Origin of the sequence: Shimwellia pseudoproteus (assembly GCF_016415625.1) — a bacterium.
In the GTDB taxonomy this organism is placed as follows: Bacteria; Pseudomonadota; Gammaproteobacteria; order Enterobacterales; family Enterobacteriaceae; genus Shimwellia; species Shimwellia pseudoproteus.
Map to the genome: position 1 here is coordinate 13,287 of NZ_WBXP01000005.1, position 20,803 is coordinate 34,089.

The window sequence follows — 20,803 nt, forward strand, 5'->3', positions numbered from 1 at the left end:
TACACCAGAGATAAGCGGTGCGGCTATCTGCCGCGCCGCGTTGGTGAAAAATCATCACAGGAACGGATGATGACCCGCATATCCCGATTGCTTATCTTGTTTTTCCTGAGCGCGTTTTTACTGACCGGGTGCAATACCACCCGCGGTGTCGGTGAAGATATTCGCGATCTTGGGGGGATAATCAGCCACGCGGCCAGTTAACGTATCTGGCGGCGTTATCAGGTAATTCGCAGATGTGTTGATAATTTGGCTATGCTTAAAAAGCGACCAAAACTGTCAACAACAGGAAGCGATATGATGAAGAAAACCCTCGCAGTTATTTTTTCTGTGCTCGTGCTTTCGACCGTCTTGAGTGGCTGTAACACCACCCGTGGTGTCGGCCAGGATATCTCGGCAGGCGGTTCGGCCATTTCTGGCGCTGCCACTAAAGCGCAAAATTAATTCACAGCCACACCGGAACGGTACGTTGCGGTGCTGCGTACCGTTCCTGTCGCGGCGATCCTCTTGACCACTGCGCGCATTTTATTCACACTGTTTGCCATCACATTGATACTGCCTCTCTGTCTGCAGCGCCTGTTGCGGCGGGCGCCGTTTTACCGGACGACCGGTAAAATTGTCTTTGATCCGGGGACGACCCCATACCTGTATTGTGGGGAATGGTATGTCCTGGTTACTCCTTGTTATTGCGGGCCTGCTGGAAGTGGTGTGGGCGGTCGGTCTTAAATACACTCATGGCTTTAGCCGCCTGGTGCCCTCGGTAATTACCATCGTGGCGATGATTGCCAGCATGGCGCTGCTCTCCTGGGCGATGAAAAATCTGCCGGTGGGGACGGCCTATGCGGTGTGGACCGGGATTGGTGCGGTAGGGGCATCGATTACCGGCATTCTGCTATTAGGGGAGTCGGTCAGCCTGCTGCGTATCGCCAGCCTGGGGATGATCGTGTTTGGTATCATCGGCCTGAAGCTGGCGACACACTGACACAGGCTACGGCTGCCGGACCCAGAGAAGGTCACCAGTCTTAAATCCCTGGCGGGCAGCGCTATCCAGTAATTGCTGCTTTTGCTGTGGGGTGATCACCGGGGCCCTGGCCAGCAGCCACAAATAGCTACGATCCGGCCCGCAAATCACCGCCAGGCGATAGTCCTGGTCGAGATAAAGAATATTGTAGCCGCCGTAGAAGGGGCCGAAGAACGAGACCTTCAGCGCGCCGCGGGTGGGGCTGCCGGTGAACAGGGCGGTGCCATCAATAGACTGCCACATCCCCCGGTCGGCGTTATAACCGCGGTTAATCACGGTGATGCTGTTGTCCGGGTTCAGGGTGTAGGTGGCGCTGACCCGGTCAAGCCCGCGCTCAAACGGGTGGTCCAGGCGGGCAATTTCATACCAGCGCCCGGCGAAGCGCTGAACATTAAAATTCTCCACCACCGTCGTCCCCTGAGGCGGTGTCGGGGTACTGCACGCGGTGGTGAGTAAAACCATAACCAATGCCAGTAAACGGGTGAAGAGGCCCATCGCCATCTCCTTGCTGTTTTTTAGTTTAAGTATAGAGGGTTACGGCCGGCTCGCTCTGGCAGGGCGTGATCTTTTGCGGTAAATCATCGGCGGATAAAAAAAGGCCCGCAGCGGCGGGCCTTTGGTTGACAGCGGGCGATCAGAGGGTCAGCACGCCAATCAGGGTAATGACTGTCAGGATCGCGGCCAGGCCATAGAAAACCCATTTGCCGGAGGGCACGTGAATTTTCAGATCATGCATCGCGTGGTGGATGCGGTGCAGGCCGCACCACAGCGGCAGTACAATCATCAGGAAGATAAACAGGCGGCCAACCCAGCTCTGGGCAAAGGCCAGCACCCGGTCGTAGCCCAGCGCTTCCCCGGGGTAGATCCCCAGGGGCAGCATAATGCCAACCAGCAGCACAATCACCGGGGCAATGATCGCGCCCCACATACCGCCAGCGCCAAACAGGCCCCAGAAGACCGGCTCATCGGAACGTTTTGGATGTTGATTAATCACGCTGTCTCCTTACCAGAACAGGGCCACGAACAGAATAACCACCGTCACCGCGATGGTGACGCCCCACAGTCCTTTGATGATCGGTTCCGGGCCCATTTTCTCACCCTTGACGATCAGATTGGCCGCTTTCGGGGCCAGTTCAAACCAGGTTTTGGTGTGCAGCAGTGCCGCCGCCAGGGTGACCAGGTTGAGGATCACCACGACTGGGTTTTGTAAAAACGCGACAAAACCATCCCAGGACTCCGCCCCGCCTTTCAGGGAGAACAGCCCGTAGAGTAAAACGATGCTGAACCATACGGTAGGGACTGAGGTGCCCTCACGCAGCATGTAAAAGCGGTAAAAACCCAGCTTTTGCCACCAGGTTGGTGCCATTGTCCGGACGTATGGCTTACGTTTAGTCATCATGGTGCACTCCTTAGCGTGGTTTCAGGGTGACGATAAGAAAGTCTTTAGAACTCTCCACCTTGCCCTGCTGAATGGCCGCCGCCGGATCGACATGCTTCGGACACACTTCCGAGCAGAAACCGACAAAGGTGCACGTCCATACACCGTTCTGGCCGTTAAGTTGCGGCATCCGCGCTTTTTTGCCGTGATCGCGGCTGTCGAGGTTGTAGCGGTGGGCCAGGGTAATGGCCGCCGGGCCAATAAACTCCGGGTTAAGACCGAACTGCGGGCAGGCGGCGTAGCACAGGCCGCAGTTGATACAGCCGGAGAACTGATGGTATTTCGCCATCTGCGCCGGGGTTTGCTTATTGGGGCCCTGGTCCGGGGTGCGCGGGTTGCCGATAATATAGGGCTTGATGGCTTCCAGGCTTTCGATGAAGTGGGTCATATCCACCACCAGGTCGCGCTCGATGGGGAAGTTGGCCAGCGCCTCAACCCTCATGCCGCTCTGATAATCGCGCAGGAAGGTCTTACAGGCCAGTTTCGGGATACGGTTAACCATCATGCCGCAGGAGCCACAGATGGCCATGCGGCAGGACCAGCGGTAGCTGAGGTCCGGGGCGAGGTTATCTTTGATGTAACCCAGCGCGTCGAGTAATGATGTTTGCTCATCCCAGGGCACATCATAGAAGGCGCTGTGCGGCTTACTGTCCGTTTCCGGGTTATAGCGCACAATCTCAATGCGCGTCGTTTTCATCTCAGCCATTTGCCGTCTCCTTTTTTTCGGCAGCTTCAGCTTCCGCACCATAAACACGTTTTGCCGGGGGCAGCGTGGTGATTTTCACATCGCTGTATTCCAGCCGTGTGCTGCCGTCCGCGTCGCGGAAGGCGAGGGTGTGCTTGAGGAAATTGACATCATCACGCTCAGTGCAGCCTTCATTGAGGCGTTGATGCGCCCCGCGGGACTCTTTACGCGCCATGGCGGATTTTGCCATACACTCGGCGACGTTCAGGCCGTGTCCCAGTTCGATGGTGTACAGCAGGTCGGTATTGAAAACGCTGGAGTTATCGGTGATACGCACCCGCTTAAAGCGCTCTTTCAGCTCCGCCAGCTTGTCGATGGTTTTTTGCATCAGCTCCGGGGTGCGGTAAATCCCGCAGCCTTCTTCCATGCTCATGCCCATTTCATCGCGGATTTTGGACCAGTTTTCGTTACCCTGCTGGTTAACCAGATTTTTCAGGCGCTGTTCAACATCGGCAACTTGCGCATTCAGCGCGGCGTCATTTTCCGGGGTGGCCTGGCTGGCGCGTTCGATGGCCTGTTCACCGGCCATACGGCCAAAGACCACCAGCTCTGCCAGGGAGTTAGAGCCCAGGCGGTTAGCCCCGTGCAGCCCAACGGAGGAGCATTCGCCCACCGCGAACAGGCCCCTGATGCGGGTTTCACACTGCTGATTGGTTTCGATGCCGCCCATGGTGTAGTGGGCTGTCGGGCGAACCGGAATCGGCTCTTTCACCGGGTCAACCCCCACGTAAGCCTTGGCCAGCTCACAGATAAACGGCAGCCGCTCCAGCAGTTTCTTCTCGCCCAGATGGCGCAGATCAAGGTAGACCACATCGCCACGGGGGGTGGAGATTGTGTTGCCTTTACGCCACTCATGCCAGAAGGCCTGGGAGACTTTGTCGCGCGGGCCCAGCTCCATATATTTGTTTTTCGGTTCACCCAGCGGGGTTTCCGGGCCCATACCGTAGTCCTGAAGGTAACGGTAGCCGTCTTTGTTCACCAGAATACCGCCTTCACCGCGGCAGCCTTCGGTCATCAGGATCCCGGAACCCGGCAGGCCGGTAGGGTGGTACTGGACAAACTCCATGTCGCGCAGCGGGATCCCGTGGTCCAGCGCCATGCCCATCCCGTCGCCGGTGACAATGCCGCCGTTGGTGTTGTAGCGGTAAACGCGGCCTGCGCCGCCGGTGGCCATCACCACCGCATTCGCGCGAATCTGTACCAGGGAGCCTTCCATCATGTTCATGGCAACCAGGCCGCGGGCCTGGCCGTCATCAACCAGGATGTCCAACACAAAGTGCTCATCAAAACGCTGGATTTGCGGGAACTGGAGGGATGCCTGAAACAGGGTATGCAGCATATGGAAGCCGGTTTTATCGGCGGCGAACCAGGTGCGCTCGATTTTCATTCCGCCGAAGCGGCGAACGTTAACCGAGCCATCGGGTTTACGGCTCCAGGGACAGCCCCACTGTTCCAGTTGGGTCATTTCGGTGGGGCAGTGGTGAACAAAGTAATCGACGACATCCTGTTCACACAGCCAGTCACCCCCGGCCACGGTATCGTGAAAATGATATTCAAAGCTGTCGTGATCCTGCGTGACAGCAGCAGAACCACCTTCGGCGGCAACGGTATGGCTGCGCATCGGATAGACTTTTGAGATCAGCGCAATTTTAGCCTGTGGGTTAGCCTGGGCTGCTGCAATGGCAGCGCGAAGCCCCGCTCCGCCAGCACCAATAATGGCGAGATCGGCTTGAAAAGTTTGCACGACATTCCTCCAGTTTATAGTTATTCCGCAGCGAGTAACGCCCAGGGTGTAGAACACCACCGTGGCGGAGTATTACTGCGAAAGGTTAATCCCTGCTCCTTATATGGGAAGCCCGAATTATAACCGGGCAATTCGTGAGGAAATTTGACGTGCTCGATTATTTTCTGTGACTGTTACGGGAAGAAATCACAATTTTCGTCAGGCTGACTACAGTTTAGACAATGTACCGCGCCGGATATTTTTTGAACGCTGATCGTGCGAAGTTTGTCTCTTCATCCTTATGCGAGTAGACTTCCTCGCCTTATTACCAGCAGGAGATGACATTATGAGCGATACGGCCCTCTGGCAGCCGAGCGCTTCCATTGCCAATTTATTAAAGCGTGCCGCAGTGATGACGGAGATCCGCCGTTTTTTCTCTGATCGCGGTGTGCTGGAAGTGGAAACGCCTTGTATGAGCCAGGCAACGGTGACGGATGTTCATTTGTTCCCGTTTGAAACCCGTTTCGTTGGCCCCGGTCACTCCCAGGGGATGAATCTCTATCTGATGACCAGCCCGGAATACCATATGAAGCGCCTGCTGGCAGCGGGGTGTGGGCCGGTCTATCAGCTATGCCGCAGCTTCCGTAATGAAGAGATGGGGCGCATCCATAACCCGGAATTTACCATGCTGGAGTGGTATCGCCCGTGTTATGACATGTACCGTCTGATGAACGAAGTCGACGACCTGTTACAGCAGATCCTCGAAACCGGGGCAGCAGAAATGCTCTCCTATCAGCAGGCGTTCCAGCGCCATCTGGAGATTGACCCGCTCTCTGCGGATAAAACCCAGTTGCGCGAGGTGGCGGCCAAACTGGATCTCAGCAATATTGCCGATACCGAAGAAGACCGCGATACCCTGTTACAGTTGCTGTTTGCCATGGGGGTTGAACCCCACATCGGTAAAGAGCGTCCGGTCTTTATTTACCACTTCCCGGCAACCCAGGCCTCCCTGGCACAAATCAGCACCGAAGACCACCGGGTGGCCGAGCGTTTCGAGGTCTACTTTAAAGGTATCGAGCTGGCCAATGGCTTCCACGAGCTGACCGATGCCCAGGAACAGGCCCAGCGCTTTGAACAAGATAACCGCAAGCGCGCCGCCCGCGGCCTGCCGCAGCAGCCCATCGACACCAACCTGCTCGAAGCACTAAAAGCCGGCATGCCGGACTGCTCCGGTGTTGCGCTGGGGATTGACCGGCTGGTGATGCTGGCGCTGGGGGCGGAGAGCCTGGCGGAGGTGATAGCGTTTACTGTGGATCGTGCCTGATAGCGCCGTTATTCTTCACCATGCAGGTGTGTTGGCTGCCTCGCTTACCCCGGTCACTTACTGATGTAAGCTCCCGGGGATGCGCTGCGTTGCCGCCTGCCTGGGAATAACACGGACGACAGTACAGACAGAAAAGGCCCGAGATATCGGGCCTTTTCTTTTTTGGGTGGGGTTATAAGCTGCCCGGCGGTGTGGCTTTACGGCCGGTAGAACTCACGCTGCGGGACTTGCCCCCCAGACTCTCCAGACGCATCTGGAACGGCGGGAACGGCAGCTCGATACCGTGCTCACGGAACCCGGCGAGGATCAGCTGATGGATCTCATGGCGTAGCGGCATACGGTGGCCCATTTCGGCGGCGTAAATACGCAGCTCGAAAATCTGAATCCCCTGCTGTAAATCCACCAGATAGACCTCCGGCGCCGGGTTTTCCAGCACCAGCGCACTGCGGGCGGCGGCCCGCAGCAGGATCTGGGTCACCTCTTCACTGTTTGCCTCGGCAGGGGCGGGCACCGTCAGCACCACGCGGGTTATCGAGTCCGACAGGGACCAGTTGATAAACTGCTCGGTAATAAATGCCTGATTCGGCACAATTATCTCTTTGCGGTCCCAGTCGCTGATGGTGGTGGCGCGGGTGTTTATCCTGGTCACGCTGCCAGTCAGATCGCGGATAGTGACGGTATCGCCGATACGGATAGGTTTTTCGAACAGAATAATAATGCCGGAGACAAAGTTGGCGAAAATCTGCTGTAAACCAAAGCCGAGGCCCACGGTCAGGGCGGCAACCAGCCACTGCAATTTTGACCACTCAATCCCAATCATCGAAAAGCCCACCAGGGCGCCAATCAGCATAATCAGGTATTTGGTCAGGGTGGTGATGGCATAGCCGGTGCCGGGGGTCAGCGACAGATGCTGTAACAGCGCCAGCTCCAGCAGGGCAGGCAGGTTACGCACCAGCTGGGCTGAGATAATAAACACCAGAATTGCGATCAGTACCGACCCAAGGGTAATGGGCTCAAGGCTCTCGACCCCCTGTACCGTGGAGGTGACATCCCACAGGGTGATATTGCTGAGGAAGCTAAATGCCGAATGGATCTCTGACCAGAGCACAATCACCGACACCAGGGCTATCAGCATCAGAATCGAACGCACCAGGCGCAAAGATTGGGTGCTTATCGCATCCAGATCCACTTCCGGCTCTTCGGTGACCTCGGTACTGCCTTCGACATTATGGTGCGGCTGATCGTCTTCCCCTTTTGCCCGGGATGCCAGGATATCTGCCCGCCGCTGTTTGGCCCGATCAAACGCTAACCGGCGGCGCTGAATAAACATCCAGCGGCGCACGATATGGTAGACCACCAGCAGCGCAAACCAGATAGCGACCGAGGTTTCCAGCCTGGCCAGCAGCGCCTGGGCGGTGGCCAGATAGCCCACAGCAGACGCCAGCAGCGCTGCCAGCGGGGCGCAGAGCATCAAATTCCACAGCAGGCGGTTGACCAGGTTGTCGCGATTGCCCTGTTTGTCCTGCCACAGGGAGATCCCGGCCCGTTTCAGGCTCAGGGTGACCATCGCCAGCGCGCCGCAGATCAGCATAAAGCAGACCCTGCCGAGGGTGCTGGAGAACTCCCGATCGTTGAGGTTATCAAACATGATAAGCGCCATGATCAGCGGGACAATCATCCCGATGCTCATAATGTAATAGCGCATCGCCCGGGCGACTTGTACCCGCGACCAGCCGAAGTGCACCACAAACAGGCCGTCAGGCCGGGCGAAAGTGGCACAGATCATCACCCCCCACAGCAGCGGCACTGAGGCGCTGATACCGTCGCCAATGGCCACCGCGATAGGCCAGGGCCAGGCCGCCGCCAGCCCGTGGCCCAGGGTAGCCCACAGCACCGGTAACGGCAGCGCCACCAGGATAGACCAGAACACGGTACGCAACGTCAGCGAAAAACGATCCTGGGTCACCTTGCCGACCCGGGCACTGGCTCGGGTGAGGAAGGCATTAAAATGGCGCCGGGAACTGATGCTAAAGCCCACCAGAATCAGGGCCCCGAATAGCGGCAGCAGGGTCTCTTTACTGGTCACCATCATGACAGCGGCTTTGCCAATTTGGCCAAAGGTGTCCAGCGAGATAAGCCGGCGCAGATCCTGCATCACTGACAGTGGCCAGGAGAATGACACCGGGCTGACATCGGCAGTCCAGAACAGGTAGCGGTGGGTGGCCTCGTTAACCTCATTCAGCGCCTCTTCCAGTTGACCATTGGCCACTTTGAGCTTGGTCAGTTCGAGGATCAGCGAATCACCCCCCTGCAAGAGCGAGTTCAGCAGCGAACGCTGGGTACGCAACTGCGCATTGAGGATGTCCTGCTGCTCCTGGGTTAGCGGGCTGCCATCGGGCTGGCGTAACTGGCGCAGTTGGGTCTGTTTGTTGAGCAGGTCTTCATAATGCAGGCGCTGGACGCGGATCTGCGCCAGCTCGGTATCCAGCTGCTGGGGCTTGGGCCGGTCCGGCAGGCGGGCGACCTGGGCGCGCAGGGTTTCCCCCAGTACGGTGGAGACCCCCAGCCACTGGGACTGCTCACGCAGGGTGTTTAGTGCCTGGCGCACTTGCAGGGTCTGGCTGGCGGCCTGGCGCTGCTGGGAGGCTATCAGGTCCATACGCTGGGACTGCTGATTGAGGGCCTGGGAGAGCTGACGGTTATTACGGAACTGCCCGACAATAGCCGGGGGCAGGTTGGCGCTGTTCTCCGCCAGTAACTCAGTACTTTCGAGGGCGTACTCCGCCTCTTGCTGGCGCTGGGTATTGAGCTGATTACGCAGCACTTGCAGCCAGCTATCCAGTTGGGCGGCTTGTTTCTGGGCCAGTTCGGCCCGCAGCCGGGCCAGCTCCTGGCGGTTACTGGCGGACAGTTGCGCCAGTTCTTGCTCATCGAATAACGCTTTCAGGCGCGCCGCATCGGCTTGCAGGGCAAAGGTTTGGGCCTGGGAGAGCGGGGTCGGGCTGGATGGCGCGATCCCGGCCCGGCGCTCAATATCATTAAGCTGTTTACGGGTTTCAGTCTGCTTCTGGGGCAGGGTGGTGAGTGAATCGGCAATATCCCGGGTGCGCTCTTGTTCCTGCTGGGCGGCGCGGCTCTTATCCAGTAACTGGCTGCTGACCTGGAGAACTTCCTGATTCAGGGCGTCGATGGTCAGCCCCTGGGGTGCCTGGCGGGTATCCTCTTCCGGGATACGGGCCAGTTGCTGGCGTAATGTCTGGGAGAGTTTGGGAAAGTCGTCGATCACTTTCTGGTACTGCTGGGCACGCTCTAGCGAGGATTTGCGCTCCTCAAGGGCATTGAGGGCATTTTGTAAGGTGTCGATGATTTCAGCCTGATTAGGCTGATTTTTAGCGGCTTTCGCCTGTTCTAGCTCTTGGGTAATCTGCCTGGCATCGGGGGCGTTAGCGGCTAACGCCCCCTGGCTGAGGCACCATACCATCAGAAATGTGACAATGCGGCGCATCAGTCTTCCTTTATGGTGATTTACGGGGTGGGCTGGCTGTCCTGTTCGCTCTGGGTTTCCGGGGCCTGGGCCTCTGCGGAATGGGGCGCCTCGGCCACGGGGCTGTCAACCGGTTCGGCCTCTGGTGCCGGCGCCGGGGACTCAGCCTGAGCGGCACTGGTCGCCAGTGTTTCGCCAATTTTGGTCACCGACAGGTTCTGTAAGGACGGCGTCAGTACCACCTGGCCTGGCGCAAACAGGTTGATCACCGTGGAGCCCAGCTTAAAGCGGCCCATTTCCTGGCCTTTTAACAGCGCAACGGCGCCGTCTTCTTCGCCCGCCGGATAGGTCCAGCGTTTGATGACCCCTTCCCGTGGCGGGGTGACGGTACCGGCCCAGACCGTTTCAATACTGCCGACAATGGTTGCCCCTACCAGAATCTGGACCATCGGCCCAAATTCGGTATCAAAGCGGCAGATGACCCGCTCGTTACGGGCAAACAGGTTCGGTACGTTTTGCGCGGTCAGGTGGTTAACGGAGAATAAATCCCCCGGTACGTAGATCATCTCGCGCAGGATGCCATTGCACGGCATATGCACCCGGTGGTAATCCCGGGGGGAGAGGTAGGTGGTGGCAAAGCTGCCGTTGCGGAACAGCTCCGCCATCTGGTAGTTACCCGCCAGCAGCGCCTCAAGGCTGTAGGTGTGCCCTTTAGCTTGCAGCAGCTGATCGTCTTCAATGGCCCCCAACTGGCTGATGACGCCGTCCGCCGGCATGATTAACGCATTGGCATCATGGTTGATGGGGCGGGCGTCTTCGCGCAGTGGGCGAACGAAGAAGTCGTTAAAGGTACGGTAGCTGGCGGTATCCGGGCGCTGGGCCTCATCCATGTCGACCTTGTAATATTTTACGAACAGGTCGATAACCAGCTTGGTCAGCCATCCGCCACGTTTCCTTGCCCCCCAGCCCGCCAGGCGAGTGAGCCACAGTTTTGGCAGAATGTATTGAAGCGAAAGTTTAATGTCGTTCAGCAAGTTAGCCTCCGGGCTATGTTTTTTGCTAGTCCCTATCCTGGGCCAGTAGGGCACAGGGTCAGTAAAAAGGGGGCGATTTTAACGATCTGTGCCGGGATTGTCAGTCGCCACTGTCGGAAAATCCTTTACGGACTTTAATTTGGGCCATGCTTTCCAGGATGCGGTGGTAGTTTTCAAAGCGGATTTCGGCAATTTTACCGGCGTCCACGGCCGCACGGATGGCACATCCTGGATCAGTATCGTGACGGCAATCGCGATATTTGCAATGGCCTAAATAGTCATGAAATTCGACAAACCCCTGGGTTATTTGTTCCGGCTCGAGGTGCCACAGGCCAAATTCGCGCACCCCGGGGGAGTCAATCACATCGCCACCGTGCGGGAAATGGTACAACCGCGCGGCGGTAGTGGTGTGCTGCCCCAGCCCGGAGACACTGGATACATCGTTGGTCAGAATGTCGCGGCTCAGCCCCAGTAATGCGTTCAGCAGGCTGGATTTCCCCACCCCGGACTGGCCGGCAAAAATACTGATGCGATCGGTCAGCGCCTGCTCCAGGGGCGCTAAGCCCTCCTGACGCTGGCTGGACACCATCAGTACCCGGTAACCAATATGGCGATAGATATCCATTTGCTCATTGACGAAGCGCATGCCGTCGTCATCCAGCAAGTCCACTTTATTTAGTACAATCAGCGGCTCAATATCCAGGGTTTCGCAGGCCACCAGGTAGCGGTCAATCATATTGAGCGACAGCTCCGGCAGGATCGCCGACACGATAATTATCTGGTTAATGTTGGCGGCGATGGGTTTTACCCCGTCGTAGAAATCCGGGCGGGTGAGCACCGAGGTTCGCTCGTGGACTGCCTCAACAATGCCGTTGATGGTGACCCCTTCGGCCACCTCTTTGGCCGGGCGCCACACCACCCTATCCCCGGTGACCAGCGATTTAATGGTTCTGCGAATGTTGCAGCGGTAAATCGTGCTATTTGCCGCCTCGACATCCGCATGCATACCAAAACGGCTGATCACAGTCCCCTCCCGGGGTTCACCGAACAGATTATCGTCGTAATCTGCTGCCTGTGTAGTTTGTTTGAGGCGGCGCTGGTGGTTAGCACTAACCCGGCGCTGCTGCCCCCTGGAGAGTTTATTTTTGCTCAATCGTACTGGCTCCTGGTCGCCCGTGATGGGCAAAACCTCTATGATACACGCTATTGCTATTCTATATCAGTTAACCTGCCGTCACCGACGGCAGGCTGCGCAAAGGGTGGAAAATACCATGAGTCAAAACGAAAACAATCTGATTTGGATCGATCTGGAGATGACCGGCCTGGATCCGAAGCGCGATCGCATTATTGAGATCGCCACCCTGGTGACGGACGCTCAGTTGAATATTTTGGCTGAAGGGCCGGTGATTGCGGTACACCAGAGTGATGAACAACTGGCGCTAATGGATGACTGGAATGTGCGCACCCATACCGGCAGTGGCCTGGTGGATCGGGTGAAGGCCAGCACCATGGGGGATCGGGAAGCAGAACTGGCGACCCTTGCATTCCTGAAACCGTGGGTGCCGGAAGGCAAATCACCGATTTGCGGTAACAGCATCGGCCAGGATCGTCGCTTCCTGTTTGCCTACATGCCGGAACTGGAGGCCTATTTCCACTACCGGTATTTGGATGTCAGCACCTTAAAAGAGCTGGCCCGGCGCTGGAAACCGGAAATCCTGGCCGGTTTTAAAAAGCAGGGCACCCATCAGGCGATGGACGATATTCGTGAGTCTGTGGCGGAACTGGCGTACTACCGGGAAAATTTTATTAAGTTGTAATCCCCCCCGTTGCCGGGCTGTTATGCCCGGTATGGGCGCTGGCCAGTTGACGAAAACATCAAATTGGCTAAACTATCGCCACTTGGAAGAAATTTAAGAAAATTTTTGTTCCGGGGGTTGCAGTGGAAATGATTTCTCGTATAATGCGCCTCCCGTACCGATGCAGAAATGCATTGATTACGCAGAGCGGGAATAGCTCAGTTGGTAGAGCACGACCTTGCCAAGGTCGGGGTCGCGAGTTCGAGTCTCGTTTCCCGCTCCAAATTTGATTTACACCAATTTCTGGTTAGCCAGAACGCAGATGATGCGGGAATAGCTCAGTTGGTAGAGCACGACCTTGCCAAGGTCGGGGTCGCGAGTTCGAGTCTCGTTTCCCGCTCCAAATCTGCTTCACAAGTTGAAAGTGTAGTGATACACGAACCATCCAGTTTTATGGATTTCCGGTTTACCACCAGGTAACCAGAAAGACGCAATATGCGGGAATAGCTCAGTTGGTAGAGCACGACCTTGCCAAGGTCGGGGTCGCGAGTTCGAGTCTCGTTTCCCGCTCCAAATCTTCCTCACACAAATTATCCACACCGACACAGGCTGTTGTACGCGGCATTTTTGGCGGCTGTAATACTTTTTTAAACAGACTTATCCACAGCTCCCGCTTTCCTCCTGCCGACAAATTAACCTTACTAATTTTTACGTCTTATCTATAACTTTATGTATTTTATGGATAATATTTCATTTCAAATTGTTAATTTGATCGCTTGACGAATTTTTGTGCGTTGATGCACAACCCTTTTTTATTTTTATGCACAGCGGAAATGTGTTCAGGCATCCCGGGGAAGCCCTTTCTCAATCACCCGCACCAGACGCTGTTTTTTAGGCAACTGAACCTCAACGCTGTGTTCCTCCCGGCGGGCCAGCTGTTGGGCAATCGCCCAGTGAATATGCTCATCCAGCATGGCGTTCTCCCCCAGCCGCTGTTGCAGGGCGGCAAAGATAACCTCATCCCAGGGGGCATTGCCCATGGCCACCGCAATATTGCGCAGCCAGCGCAAATGGCCGATACGGCGAATGGCCGAGCCTTCGGTAATTTTCAGAAACTGTGCTTCGCTCCAGGCGAACAGCGCGCTGAGCTGTGGCGCGTGCAGGGGCTGGCGCGGGGCGAAGTCTGCTTCATCCGTTAACTGGGAAAAACGGTTCCAGGGGCAAATTAGCTGGCAGTCATCGCAGCCGTAGATCCGGTTGCCAATCAGCGGGCGGAACGCTTCAGGGATGGCGCCTTCCAGCTCAATGGTCAGGTAAGAGATACAGCGCCGGGCATCCACGGTATAGGGCGCCACAATGGCCCCGGTGGGGCAAATGGTCATGCAGGCCACGCACTTACCGCACCCTTCTTCCACCGGGGTATCTACCGGTAACGGAATATCCACCAGTAATTCGCCGAGGAAGAAAAAGGAGCCTGCCTCCCGGTTGAGGATCAGGGAGTGCTTGCCGGTCCAGCCGAGCCCTGCTTTGGCGGCCAGCGGGCGCTCAAGAATAGGTGCAGAATCAACAAAGGGTCTAAAATTAAGCGCAACGCAGTGCTGTTGCAGGCGTTCACCGAGTTGTTTCAAGCGGTTGCGCAGCAATTTATGGTAGTCGCGCCCGAGGGCGTAGCGGCTGACATAGCCTTTGAGCGGATCTTTCAGTACCGCGGCGAACTGCGCTTTGGCGGGTAGGTAATTCATGCGAACCGTGATAACGCGCAGGGTGCCAGGGTGTAATTCAGCGGGGCGAGCACGTAACATACCGTGGCGGGCCATCCATTCCATTTCGCCGTGGTACTGGTTGTCCAGCCATGCCTGGAGCTGCGCTTCACTGGTGGTCAGGTCCGTATCGGTGATACCTACCTGCTGAAAACCCAGTTCGGCCCCCCAGCGTTTAATGTCTTGTGCTAATTGATAATAGTCCAGGGGTTGTGACATGACGGATCATACTCAGAAAAAGAACCAGCCAAGTATACCACACCAGGTATGGCCTGCAGCCTGGCTGCGTGGGGCAGAGCCACAGGCGGCACAGGCGATGGGGTTAACCCTGTATGGTCTGATGCTGCGCGCCGGGGAGGCCGCTTTTACACTGGCCCGTCGTCAGTACCCCCACAGCCAGCACTGGCTGGTGCTGTGTGGCCACGGTAATAATGGCGGTGACGGCTATGTGGTGGCCCGGCTGGCCCGCCGCGCCGGTGTTCAGGTCACGCTGCTGGCCCAGGGCCATGATAAACCACTGCCGGAGGAGGCGCGCCAGGCCCGGGAGGCGTGGCTTCATGACGCTGGCTCTGTGGGGGATATCGCCGCCCCCTGGCCCAGCGACGCTGATCTGATTATTGACGGGCTGTTGGGTACCGGATTACAGCAGGCTCCCCGGGAAGGGGTAGCGGCGGTGATTGCGCAGGCAAATGCCCACCCGGCACCGATCCTGGCGCTGGATATCCCTTCCGGGCTGCTGGCAGAGACCGGCGCCGCGCCGGGGGCGGTGATCCACGCGGCGGATACGCTGACTTTTATTACCCTCAAACCCGGGCTGCTGACCGGGAAAGCCCGGGATGTGGTGGGGCGGTTACATCACCATGATTTGGGGCTGGGGCCGTGGCTGGCGGAGCAGCAGGCGCCGATACGCCGTGATGACGCCACCTGCCTGGGGGGCTGGTTACCCCCCCGGCGGCCCACCGCCAATAAAGGCGATCACGGGAAGCTGGTGATTATCGGTGGTGACCACGGCACCGCCGGGGCGATTCGTATGACCGGAGAGGCGGCATTACGCGCCGGAGCTGGTCTGGTTAGGGTGCTGACCCGGGCGGAAAATATCCCGCCTATCCTGACCGCCCGGCCAGAGTTGATGGCCCAGGCGCTGACTGATGACGCGCTCAGCGCGGCCCTCGACTGGGCCGATGTGGTGGTGATTGGCCCGGGGCTGGGGCAGCAGAGTTGGGGGAAGCGCGCCCTGCAAAAAGTCGAAAACGTTCGCAAACCGATGTTATGGGATGCGGATGCACTTAACTTACTGGCAATTAACCCGGATAAACGTCAGAATCGCGTCATTACCCCGCACCCGGGGGAGGCGGCCCGCCTGCTTAACTGTACGGTGGCAGAGATTGAGCGGGATCGTCTCGCGGCCTGCAAGCGCCTGGTGGCCCGTTATGGCGGTACCGTGGTGCTGAAAGGCGCCGGGACGGTGATAGCCGATGCCGGGCGGCTGAGTATTGCCGATGTCGGTAACGCCGGCATGGCCAGCGGCGGTATGGGTGATGTGCTGTCCGGTATTATTGGCGCCTTTCTGGCGCAGAAATTAACGTGCTGGGAGGCAACCTGCGCCGGTTGTGTGGCCCACGGCGCGGCGGGCGATGCTGTTGCCCGTGAGTCTGGTATGCGTGGCATGCTGGCAACGGATCTGTTTACCACGTTGTATCGTTTTGTTAATTCGTAAGTGAACTGAAAATATCATGATAAATCGTGTGATACCGCTTTGTGACGAATCCGCCACCCTTGCGCTGGGGGAGCGTGTTGCCCGGGCCTGTAAAGGGGCCACCGTAATTCATTTGTACGGGGACTTAGGTGCCGGGAAAACGACATTCAGCCGCGGCTTTTTGCAGGCGCTGGGGCACAAGGGCAACGTGAAAAGCCCAACGTACACCCTGGTTGAGCCCTATAGCCTGGAAAATCTCACGGTTTATCACTTTGATCTCTACCGCCTGGCTGACCCGGAAGAACTCGAATTTATGGGGATCCGCGACTATTTTGCCGACAACGCAATTTGTCTGGTGGAATGGCCCCAGCAAGGGGCCGGGGTGTTGCCGGCGCCCGATCTTGACATTCACCTGAGTTATCAGGATCAGGGCCGTGAAGCCGTAATTACGCCGACCTCACCCGCAGGTGAGGAGGTACTGTCCCGTCTGGCCCGCTGATCAAAGGTGGTGGGATGATGCGTCGTTTAAACGGTTGGTTACTGGTGTTGCTGCTGCTGTGCATACCTGGCTGGGCAGCACAATTGTCCGATCTTCATGTCGCGAATGGCACTAACCAGGCGCGGATCACCCTGAGCTTTGTCGGGGACCCTAATTATGCCTACAGCACCCAGGACAAGCGCAGCCTGGCGCTGGATATCGAACAAACCGGTGTATTACAGGGGTTACCGCTGACGTTTAGCGGCAATAATCTGGTGAAAAGCATCCGTGCCGGGCAGCCGAAGGACAGCCAGTCCATGCGCCTGGTGGTGGATCTCACCCAAAAGGGGCTGACCCGGGCCGAAAAGCGCCAGAACGGCGCTAACTACACGGTGGTGTTCACCATTAATGCCGAGGTACCACCGCCACCGCCTGCGGTTATCGCCCAGCACATTGAACCCCCAACCGCGCCGGTTATCAGCCAGCGTATAGATCCCCCAGCGGCACCGGTGACGGCCCAGCGGATAGCGCCAGCGGTGCCGCAGCCGGTGGTCCGGGCCCCAGAGCCGGTGCGCAAGAATCCGTTTACGCCTGATGCTGGCCGCCAGACCGGAATGATAAATAATGACACCGGCCTGCGCAGCGCCCGTTCGGCCAGTGCCGGTGGCGCGGAGCGTGTTACCGTGGCGATTGACGCCGGGCACGGTGGCCAGGATCCCGGGGCCATTGGCCCGGGCGGCACTGAAGAGAAAAACGTCACCATCGCTATTGCCCGTAAGCTGCGCCAGTTGCTGAATGCGGACCCGATGTTCAAAGGGGTGTTGACCCGGGATGGCGATTATTTTATTTCGGTGATGGGCCGCTCTGATGTGGCCCGTAAGCAGAACGCCAGTGTGCTGGTGTCGATCCATGCGGATGCTGCCCCAAACCGCGATGCCACTGGCGCCTCGGTATGGGTGCTGTCCAATAAGCGGGCCAACAGCGAAATGGCCGGCTGGCTGGAGCAACATGAGAAGCAGTCGGAGCTGCTGGGCGGTGCCGGGGATGTGCTGGCGAACAGCCAGGCGGACCCTTACCTGAGCCAGGCTGTGCTTGACTTGCAGTTCGGCCATTCCCAGCGGGTGGGCTATGATGTGGCCACCCAGGTACTGGCCCAGTTGGGCCGGGTAGGCGATATTCATAAACGCCGCCCGGAACACGCCAGTCTTGGGGTATTGCGTTCGCCGGATATCCCGTCGCTGCTGGTGGAAACCGGGTTTATCAGTAACGCCGGTGAAGAGCGCTTACTGGGCAGTGATGATTATCAGCAACAGCTGGCAGATGCCATCTACAAAGGGCTGCGTAACTACTTCCTGGCGCACCCGATGCAGTCAGCACCGAAGATGGAAATGCAGCCCACGCGCACGGTCACTAACGGCCTGCCTGATGGCCAGGTCGCCAGCAACTAAGCCACAATTAAGGAGTCAGCATGCCGATACAAGTTTTACCCCCCCAACTGGCGAACCAGATTGCTGCCGGTGAAGTGGTGGAACGTCCGGCATCGGTGGTAAAGGAACTGGTAGAAAACAGCCTTGATGCTGGCGCCACGCGGATTGATATTGATATTGAGCGCGGCGGCGCCAAAATGATCCGCATCCGGGATAACGGCTGCGGGATTCGCCATGCGGAGCTGGCCCTGGCCCTTGCCCGCCACGCGACCAGCAAGATTGCCTGCCTCGACGACTTAGAAGCCATCATGAGCATGGGGTTTCGCGGTGAAGCCCTGGCCAGTATTAGCTCGGTCTCGCGCTTAACGCTGACATCCCGCACCGACGATCAACCGGAAGCCTGGCAAGCCTATGCGGAAGGCCGGGATATGGACGTTACCGTTAAGCCCGCGGCCCACCCGGTCGGCACCACGCTGGAAGTGCTGGATCTGTTTTACAACACCCCGGCCCGGCGTAAGTTTATGCGCACCGAAAAAACCGAGTTCGGCCATATTGATGAGGTGGTGCGGCGCATTGCGCTGGCGCGCTTCGATGTGGCTATTACCCTGAACCATAACGGTAAAATGGTGCGCCAGTATCGCGCTATCCCGGATGGCGCCCCCCGTGAACGGCGGTTAGGGGCGATTTGCGGCACGGCTTTCCTGGAGGGCGCCGTCGCCATTGAATGGCAGCACGGGGAGTTAACCCTGCGCGGTTGGGTGGTTCAGCCAGAGTCGCTGACCCCGGCGCTGGGGGAAATCCAGTATTGTTATGTGAATCAGCGTATGATGCGCGATCGCCTGATTAACCACGCGATACGCCAGGCCTGTGAAAACCGGCTGGGGGGTGATCAGCAACCGGCTTATGTGCTTTATCTGGAGGTGGATCCACACCAGGTGGATGTCAACGTTCACCCGGCAAAGCATGAGGTGCGCTTCCATCAGGCCCGGCTGGTACATGACTTTATCTACCAGGGGGTCTTAAGCGCCTTACAGCAGACGGGGGATGCCTTACCGCTGGCGGATGAGCAGCCCGACGCCGCCGTACGCTGGCAGCCGGAGAACCGGGTAGCCGCCGGGCGTAACCAGTTTAATCAACCGGCACCCGCCGGTGGTGCTTGCGGTGAGTCTTCCCGGGCATCGCCCCCGCGGGAGCCCCGTACTGGCAGCCACGTCCCCGAGGGCAGCGCTGTGTCCTGGCCCCATGCCCAGCAGGGTTACCAGAAACAGCAGGGGACGTTGTACCAGCGTTTACTGGAAACGCCGACACCGGCTGCGGATACCCGGCTGCGGGAACCTGACGCGGCGGAGGCGATTGCCGATCAGGCCACCAGTTTTGGGCGGGTGCTGACGGTGGTTAACGGCCAATTGGCGCTGCTGGAAGCGAACCAACGGCTGCAACTGTTGTCTTTGCCTGTAGCGGAGCGCTGGCTGCGGATGGCGCAGTTAACGCCAGGGAGCGATAAACTGTGCGCCCAGCCGCTGTTGATTCCGGTACGTCTGAAGACCTCAGAACAGGAACATCAGACCGCCACCCGGTGGCAGGAGGCCCTGGCCACTGTGGGGATAGAATTCCATCTGGATGCCCAGTATGTGACGATCCGAACTGTGCCTTTACCCTTGAGAAAACAAAATTTACAAAACTTGATTCCTGAACTGATAGGCTACCTGGCGCAGCAAAATGAAGTGAATACCACGGCGGTAACGCAGTGGCTGGCACGTCATCTGGAAGGTGAAAACCACTGGACGGTTGCCCAGGCGATCACACTACTGGCGGATGTAGAGCGGCTTTGCCCGCATCTGGTTAAAGCGCCGCCGGGTGGTCTGTTGCAATCAGTGGATTTACATTCGGCGATAGCAGCCCTGAAGAATGACTGACGTGATATCTGAAACCAATAAAGAAACCCTGCCAACGGCGCTCTTTTTAATGGGCCCGACGGCATCCGGTAAAACTGCACTGGCCATGCGCCTGCAGGAAATATTACCGGTGGAATTGATAAGTGTTGATTCTGCCCTGATATATAAAGGCATGGATATCGGTACCGCGAAGCCCTCCGCCGCAGAACTGGCACAGGCACCGCACCGGTTACTGGATATTCGGGATCCCTCACAGGCGTATTCTGCCGCGGACTTTCGCAAAGACGCGCTGGTCCAGATGGCGGACATTACTGCCGCCGGGCGGATCCCCCTGCTGGTTGGCGGGACCATGCTGTATTTTAAGGCTTTGCTTGAGGGGCTATCGCCTCTGCCCTCAGCGGATCCGCAAGTAAGAGCACAGATTGAAAAAGTCGCGACAGAGCAAGGATGGGAAGCGTTGCACCGCCAATTACAGGTGATTGATCCTGTTTCGGCAGCACGTATTCATCCAAATGATCCGCAAAGGCTTTCCCGGGCACTGGAAGTTTTTTTCATTTCGGGTAAAACTTTAACGGAACTGACGCAAACGTCTGGCGAAGCATTGCCTTATCGTGTGCATCAGTTTGCTATCGCTCCGGCGAGTCGTGAGCTGCTTCATCAGCGAATTGAGCAGCGTTTTCACCAGATGTTAGCTGCAGATTTTGAATCAGAAGTACGGGTGCTCTTTGCTCGCGGAGATTTGCATACGGATATGCCTTCCATTCGTTGTGTAGGTTACCGGCAGATGTGGTCGTATATTGCCGGGGAAATATCTTACGATGAAATGGTTTACCGAGGTATTTGTGCCACGAGACAGTTAGCGAAGCGCCAGATAACCTGGTTACGTGGCTGGGAAGGGGTCCACTGGCTGGATAGTGACAACCCGGAACAGGCCTGTAGCGAAGTGACAAAGGTTGTTAGTGCTAAGCACAACTGAATGTGTACA

Annotated in this window: 19 protein-coding genes and 3 tRNA genes; 13 read left to right on the forward strand and 9 right to left on the reverse strand. The window is 57.6% G+C overall.

All coding sequences use genetic code 11. From position 1 onward, the window contains the following. The first annotated feature begins 69 nt into the window (after positions 1 to 69). The 3 genes from F9C28_RS03645 (at position 70) to sugE (ending at position 979) form a co-directional block, all read left to right on the forward strand. Positions 70 to 201, forward strand: a complete 132-nt coding sequence (locus F9C28_RS03645; RefSeq protein ID WP_199013984.1) for an entericidin A/B family lipoprotein — start codon at positions 70 to 72, stop codon at positions 199 to 201. A 93-nt stretch (positions 202 to 294) separates the two neighbouring features. Then, on the forward strand, positions 295 to 441 hold the full coding sequence (gene ecnB, locus F9C28_RS03650; RefSeq protein ID WP_199013888.1) for a lipoprotein toxin entericidin B: 147 nt from the start codon (positions 295 to 297) through the stop codon (positions 439 to 441). A 220-nt stretch (positions 442 to 661) separates the two neighbouring features. Further along, positions 662 to 979, forward strand: coding sequence for a quaternary ammonium compound efflux SMR transporter SugE (gene sugE / locus F9C28_RS03655; RefSeq protein ID WP_199013889.1), 318 nt, complete (start codon positions 662 to 664; stop codon positions 977 to 979). A 6-nt stretch (positions 980 to 985) separates the two neighbouring features. Here the strand turns inward: sugE and F9C28_RS03660 are convergent, their stop codons facing one another. The 5 genes from F9C28_RS03660 to frdA all read right to left on the reverse strand — a co-directional run bounded on the left by F9C28_RS03660 (position 986) and on the right by frdA (position 4,945). Further along, positions 986 to 1,513: a lipocalin family protein gene (locus F9C28_RS03660; protein WP_199013890.1), complete on the reverse strand. Its 528-nt coding sequence runs from the start codon at positions 1,511 to 1,513 to the stop codon at positions 986 to 988. 139 nt (positions 1,514 to 1,652) lie between these two features. After that, on the reverse strand, positions 1,653 to 2,012 hold the full coding sequence (gene frdD, locus F9C28_RS03665; protein WP_199013891.1) for a fumarate reductase subunit FrdD: 360 nt from the start codon (positions 2,010 to 2,012) through the stop codon (positions 1,653 to 1,655). 9 nt (positions 2,013 to 2,021) lie between these two features. Then, positions 2,022 to 2,417 carry a fumarate reductase subunit FrdC gene (gene frdC, locus F9C28_RS03670; protein ID WP_199013892.1) on the reverse strand — a complete coding sequence of 132 codons (396 nt, stop codon included), beginning with the start codon at positions 2,415 to 2,417 and terminating at the stop codon, positions 2,022 to 2,024. 10 nt (positions 2,418 to 2,427) lie between these two features. Continuing rightward, entirely contained in the window at positions 2,428 to 3,162 is a 735-nt protein-coding gene (locus tag F9C28_RS03675; protein ID WP_199013893.1) for a succinate dehydrogenase/fumarate reductase iron-sulfur subunit, read from the reverse strand. Beyond that, a complete protein-coding gene (gene frdA, locus F9C28_RS03680) occupies positions 3,155 to 4,945 on the reverse strand; it encodes a fumarate reductase (quinol) flavoprotein subunit (RefSeq protein WP_199013894.1) in 1,791 nt (596 codons plus the stop codon). Before frdA ends, F9C28_RS03675 begins: the two co-directional genes overlap by 8 nt. Positions 4,946 to 5,270: 325 nt before the next feature. On the opposite strand from frdA, the gene epmA reads away from it, so the two are divergent. Continuing rightward, the gene (gene epmA, locus F9C28_RS03685; protein ID WP_199013895.1) at positions 5,271 to 6,248 is read left to right on the forward strand and encodes an elongation factor P--(R)-beta-lysine ligase; all 978 of its coding nucleotides are present in this window, start codon (positions 5,271 to 5,273) and stop codon (positions 6,246 to 6,248) included. 172 nt (positions 6,249 to 6,420) lie between these two features. On the opposite strand, the gene mscM is transcribed toward epmA, so the two are convergent. The 3 genes from mscM to rsgA form a co-directional block, all read right to left on the reverse strand. Beyond that, positions 6,421 to 9,753 carry a miniconductance mechanosensitive channel MscM gene (gene mscM, locus F9C28_RS03690; protein WP_199013896.1) on the reverse strand — a complete coding sequence of 1,111 codons (3,333 nt, stop codon included), beginning with the start codon at positions 9,751 to 9,753 and terminating at the stop codon, positions 6,421 to 6,423. Between the two features lie 20 nt (positions 9,754 to 9,773). Beyond that, entirely contained in the window at positions 9,774 to 10,766 is a 993-nt protein-coding gene (gene asd / locus F9C28_RS03695; RefSeq protein ID WP_233148895.1) for an archaetidylserine decarboxylase, read from the reverse strand. Positions 10,767 to 10,866: 100 nt separating this feature from the next. Then, positions 10,867 to 11,919 (reverse strand): small ribosomal subunit biogenesis GTPase RsgA, encoded by a 1,053-nt coding sequence (gene rsgA / locus F9C28_RS03700; protein ID WP_199013897.1) that lies wholly within the window; start codon positions 11,917 to 11,919, stop codon positions 10,867 to 10,869. A 118-nt stretch (positions 11,920 to 12,037) separates the two neighbouring features. On the opposite strand from rsgA, the gene orn reads away from it, so the two are divergent. The 4 genes from orn (at position 12,038) to F9C28_RS03720 (ending at position 13,135) form a co-directional block, all read left to right on the forward strand. Beyond that, positions 12,038 to 12,583 (forward strand): oligoribonuclease, encoded by a 546-nt coding sequence (gene orn / locus F9C28_RS03705; RefSeq protein ID WP_199013898.1) that lies wholly within the window; start codon positions 12,038 to 12,040, stop codon positions 12,581 to 12,583. A 186-nt stretch (positions 12,584 to 12,769) separates the two neighbouring features. After that, a tRNA-Gly gene (locus F9C28_RS03710) sits at positions 12,770 to 12,845 on the forward strand. 44 nt (positions 12,846 to 12,889) lie between these two features. Next, positions 12,890 to 12,965, forward strand: a tRNA-Gly gene (locus tag F9C28_RS03715). Between the two features lie 94 nt (positions 12,966 to 13,059). Next, positions 13,060 to 13,135: transfer RNA gene (locus F9C28_RS03720), tRNA-Gly, on the forward strand. Between the two features lie 266 nt (positions 13,136 to 13,401). Here the strand turns inward: F9C28_RS03720 and queG are convergent. Beyond that, positions 13,402 to 14,541, reverse strand: coding sequence for a tRNA epoxyqueuosine(34) reductase QueG (gene queG, locus F9C28_RS03725; protein ID WP_199013899.1), 1,140 nt, complete (start codon positions 14,539 to 14,541; stop codon positions 13,402 to 13,404). On the opposite strand from queG, the gene nnr reads away from it, so the two are divergent. Genes nnr through miaA form a run of 5 tightly spaced genes read left to right on the forward strand, consistent with a single transcriptional unit; the run spans position 14,540 to position 20,794 of the window. Beyond that, positions 14,540 to 16,039: a bifunctional ADP-dependent NAD(P)H-hydrate dehydratase/NAD(P)H-hydrate epimerase gene (gene nnr, locus F9C28_RS03730; protein ID WP_199013900.1), complete on the forward strand. Its 1,500-nt coding sequence runs from the start codon at positions 14,540 to 14,542 to the stop codon at positions 16,037 to 16,039. The genes queG and nnr overlap by 2 nt on opposite strands. A gap of 16 nt (positions 16,040 to 16,055) precedes the next feature. Next, complete coding sequence (tsaE, locus tag F9C28_RS03735) at positions 16,056 to 16,517, forward strand: tRNA (adenosine(37)-N6)-threonylcarbamoyltransferase complex ATPase subunit type 1 TsaE (RefSeq protein ID WP_199013901.1); 462 nt, start codon at positions 16,056 to 16,058, stop codon at positions 16,515 to 16,517. 14 nt (positions 16,518 to 16,531) lie between these two features. Then, on the forward strand, positions 16,532 to 17,944 hold the full coding sequence (gene amiB / locus F9C28_RS03740) for an N-acetylmuramoyl-L-alanine amidase AmiB (RefSeq protein WP_199013902.1): 1,413 nt from the start codon (positions 16,532 to 16,534) through the stop codon (positions 17,942 to 17,944). Between the two features lie 20 nt (positions 17,945 to 17,964). Then, positions 17,965 to 19,839: a DNA mismatch repair endonuclease MutL gene (gene mutL, locus F9C28_RS03745; RefSeq protein ID WP_199013903.1), complete on the forward strand. Its 1,875-nt coding sequence runs from the start codon at positions 17,965 to 17,967 to the stop codon at positions 19,837 to 19,839. After that, positions 19,832 to 20,794 (forward strand): tRNA (adenosine(37)-N6)-dimethylallyltransferase MiaA, encoded by a 963-nt coding sequence (gene miaA / locus F9C28_RS03750; RefSeq protein ID WP_233148896.1) that lies wholly within the window; start codon positions 19,832 to 19,834, stop codon positions 20,792 to 20,794. The genes mutL and miaA overlap by 8 nt, the downstream gene beginning before the upstream one ends. Positions 20,795 to 20,803: the final 9 nt, after the last annotated feature.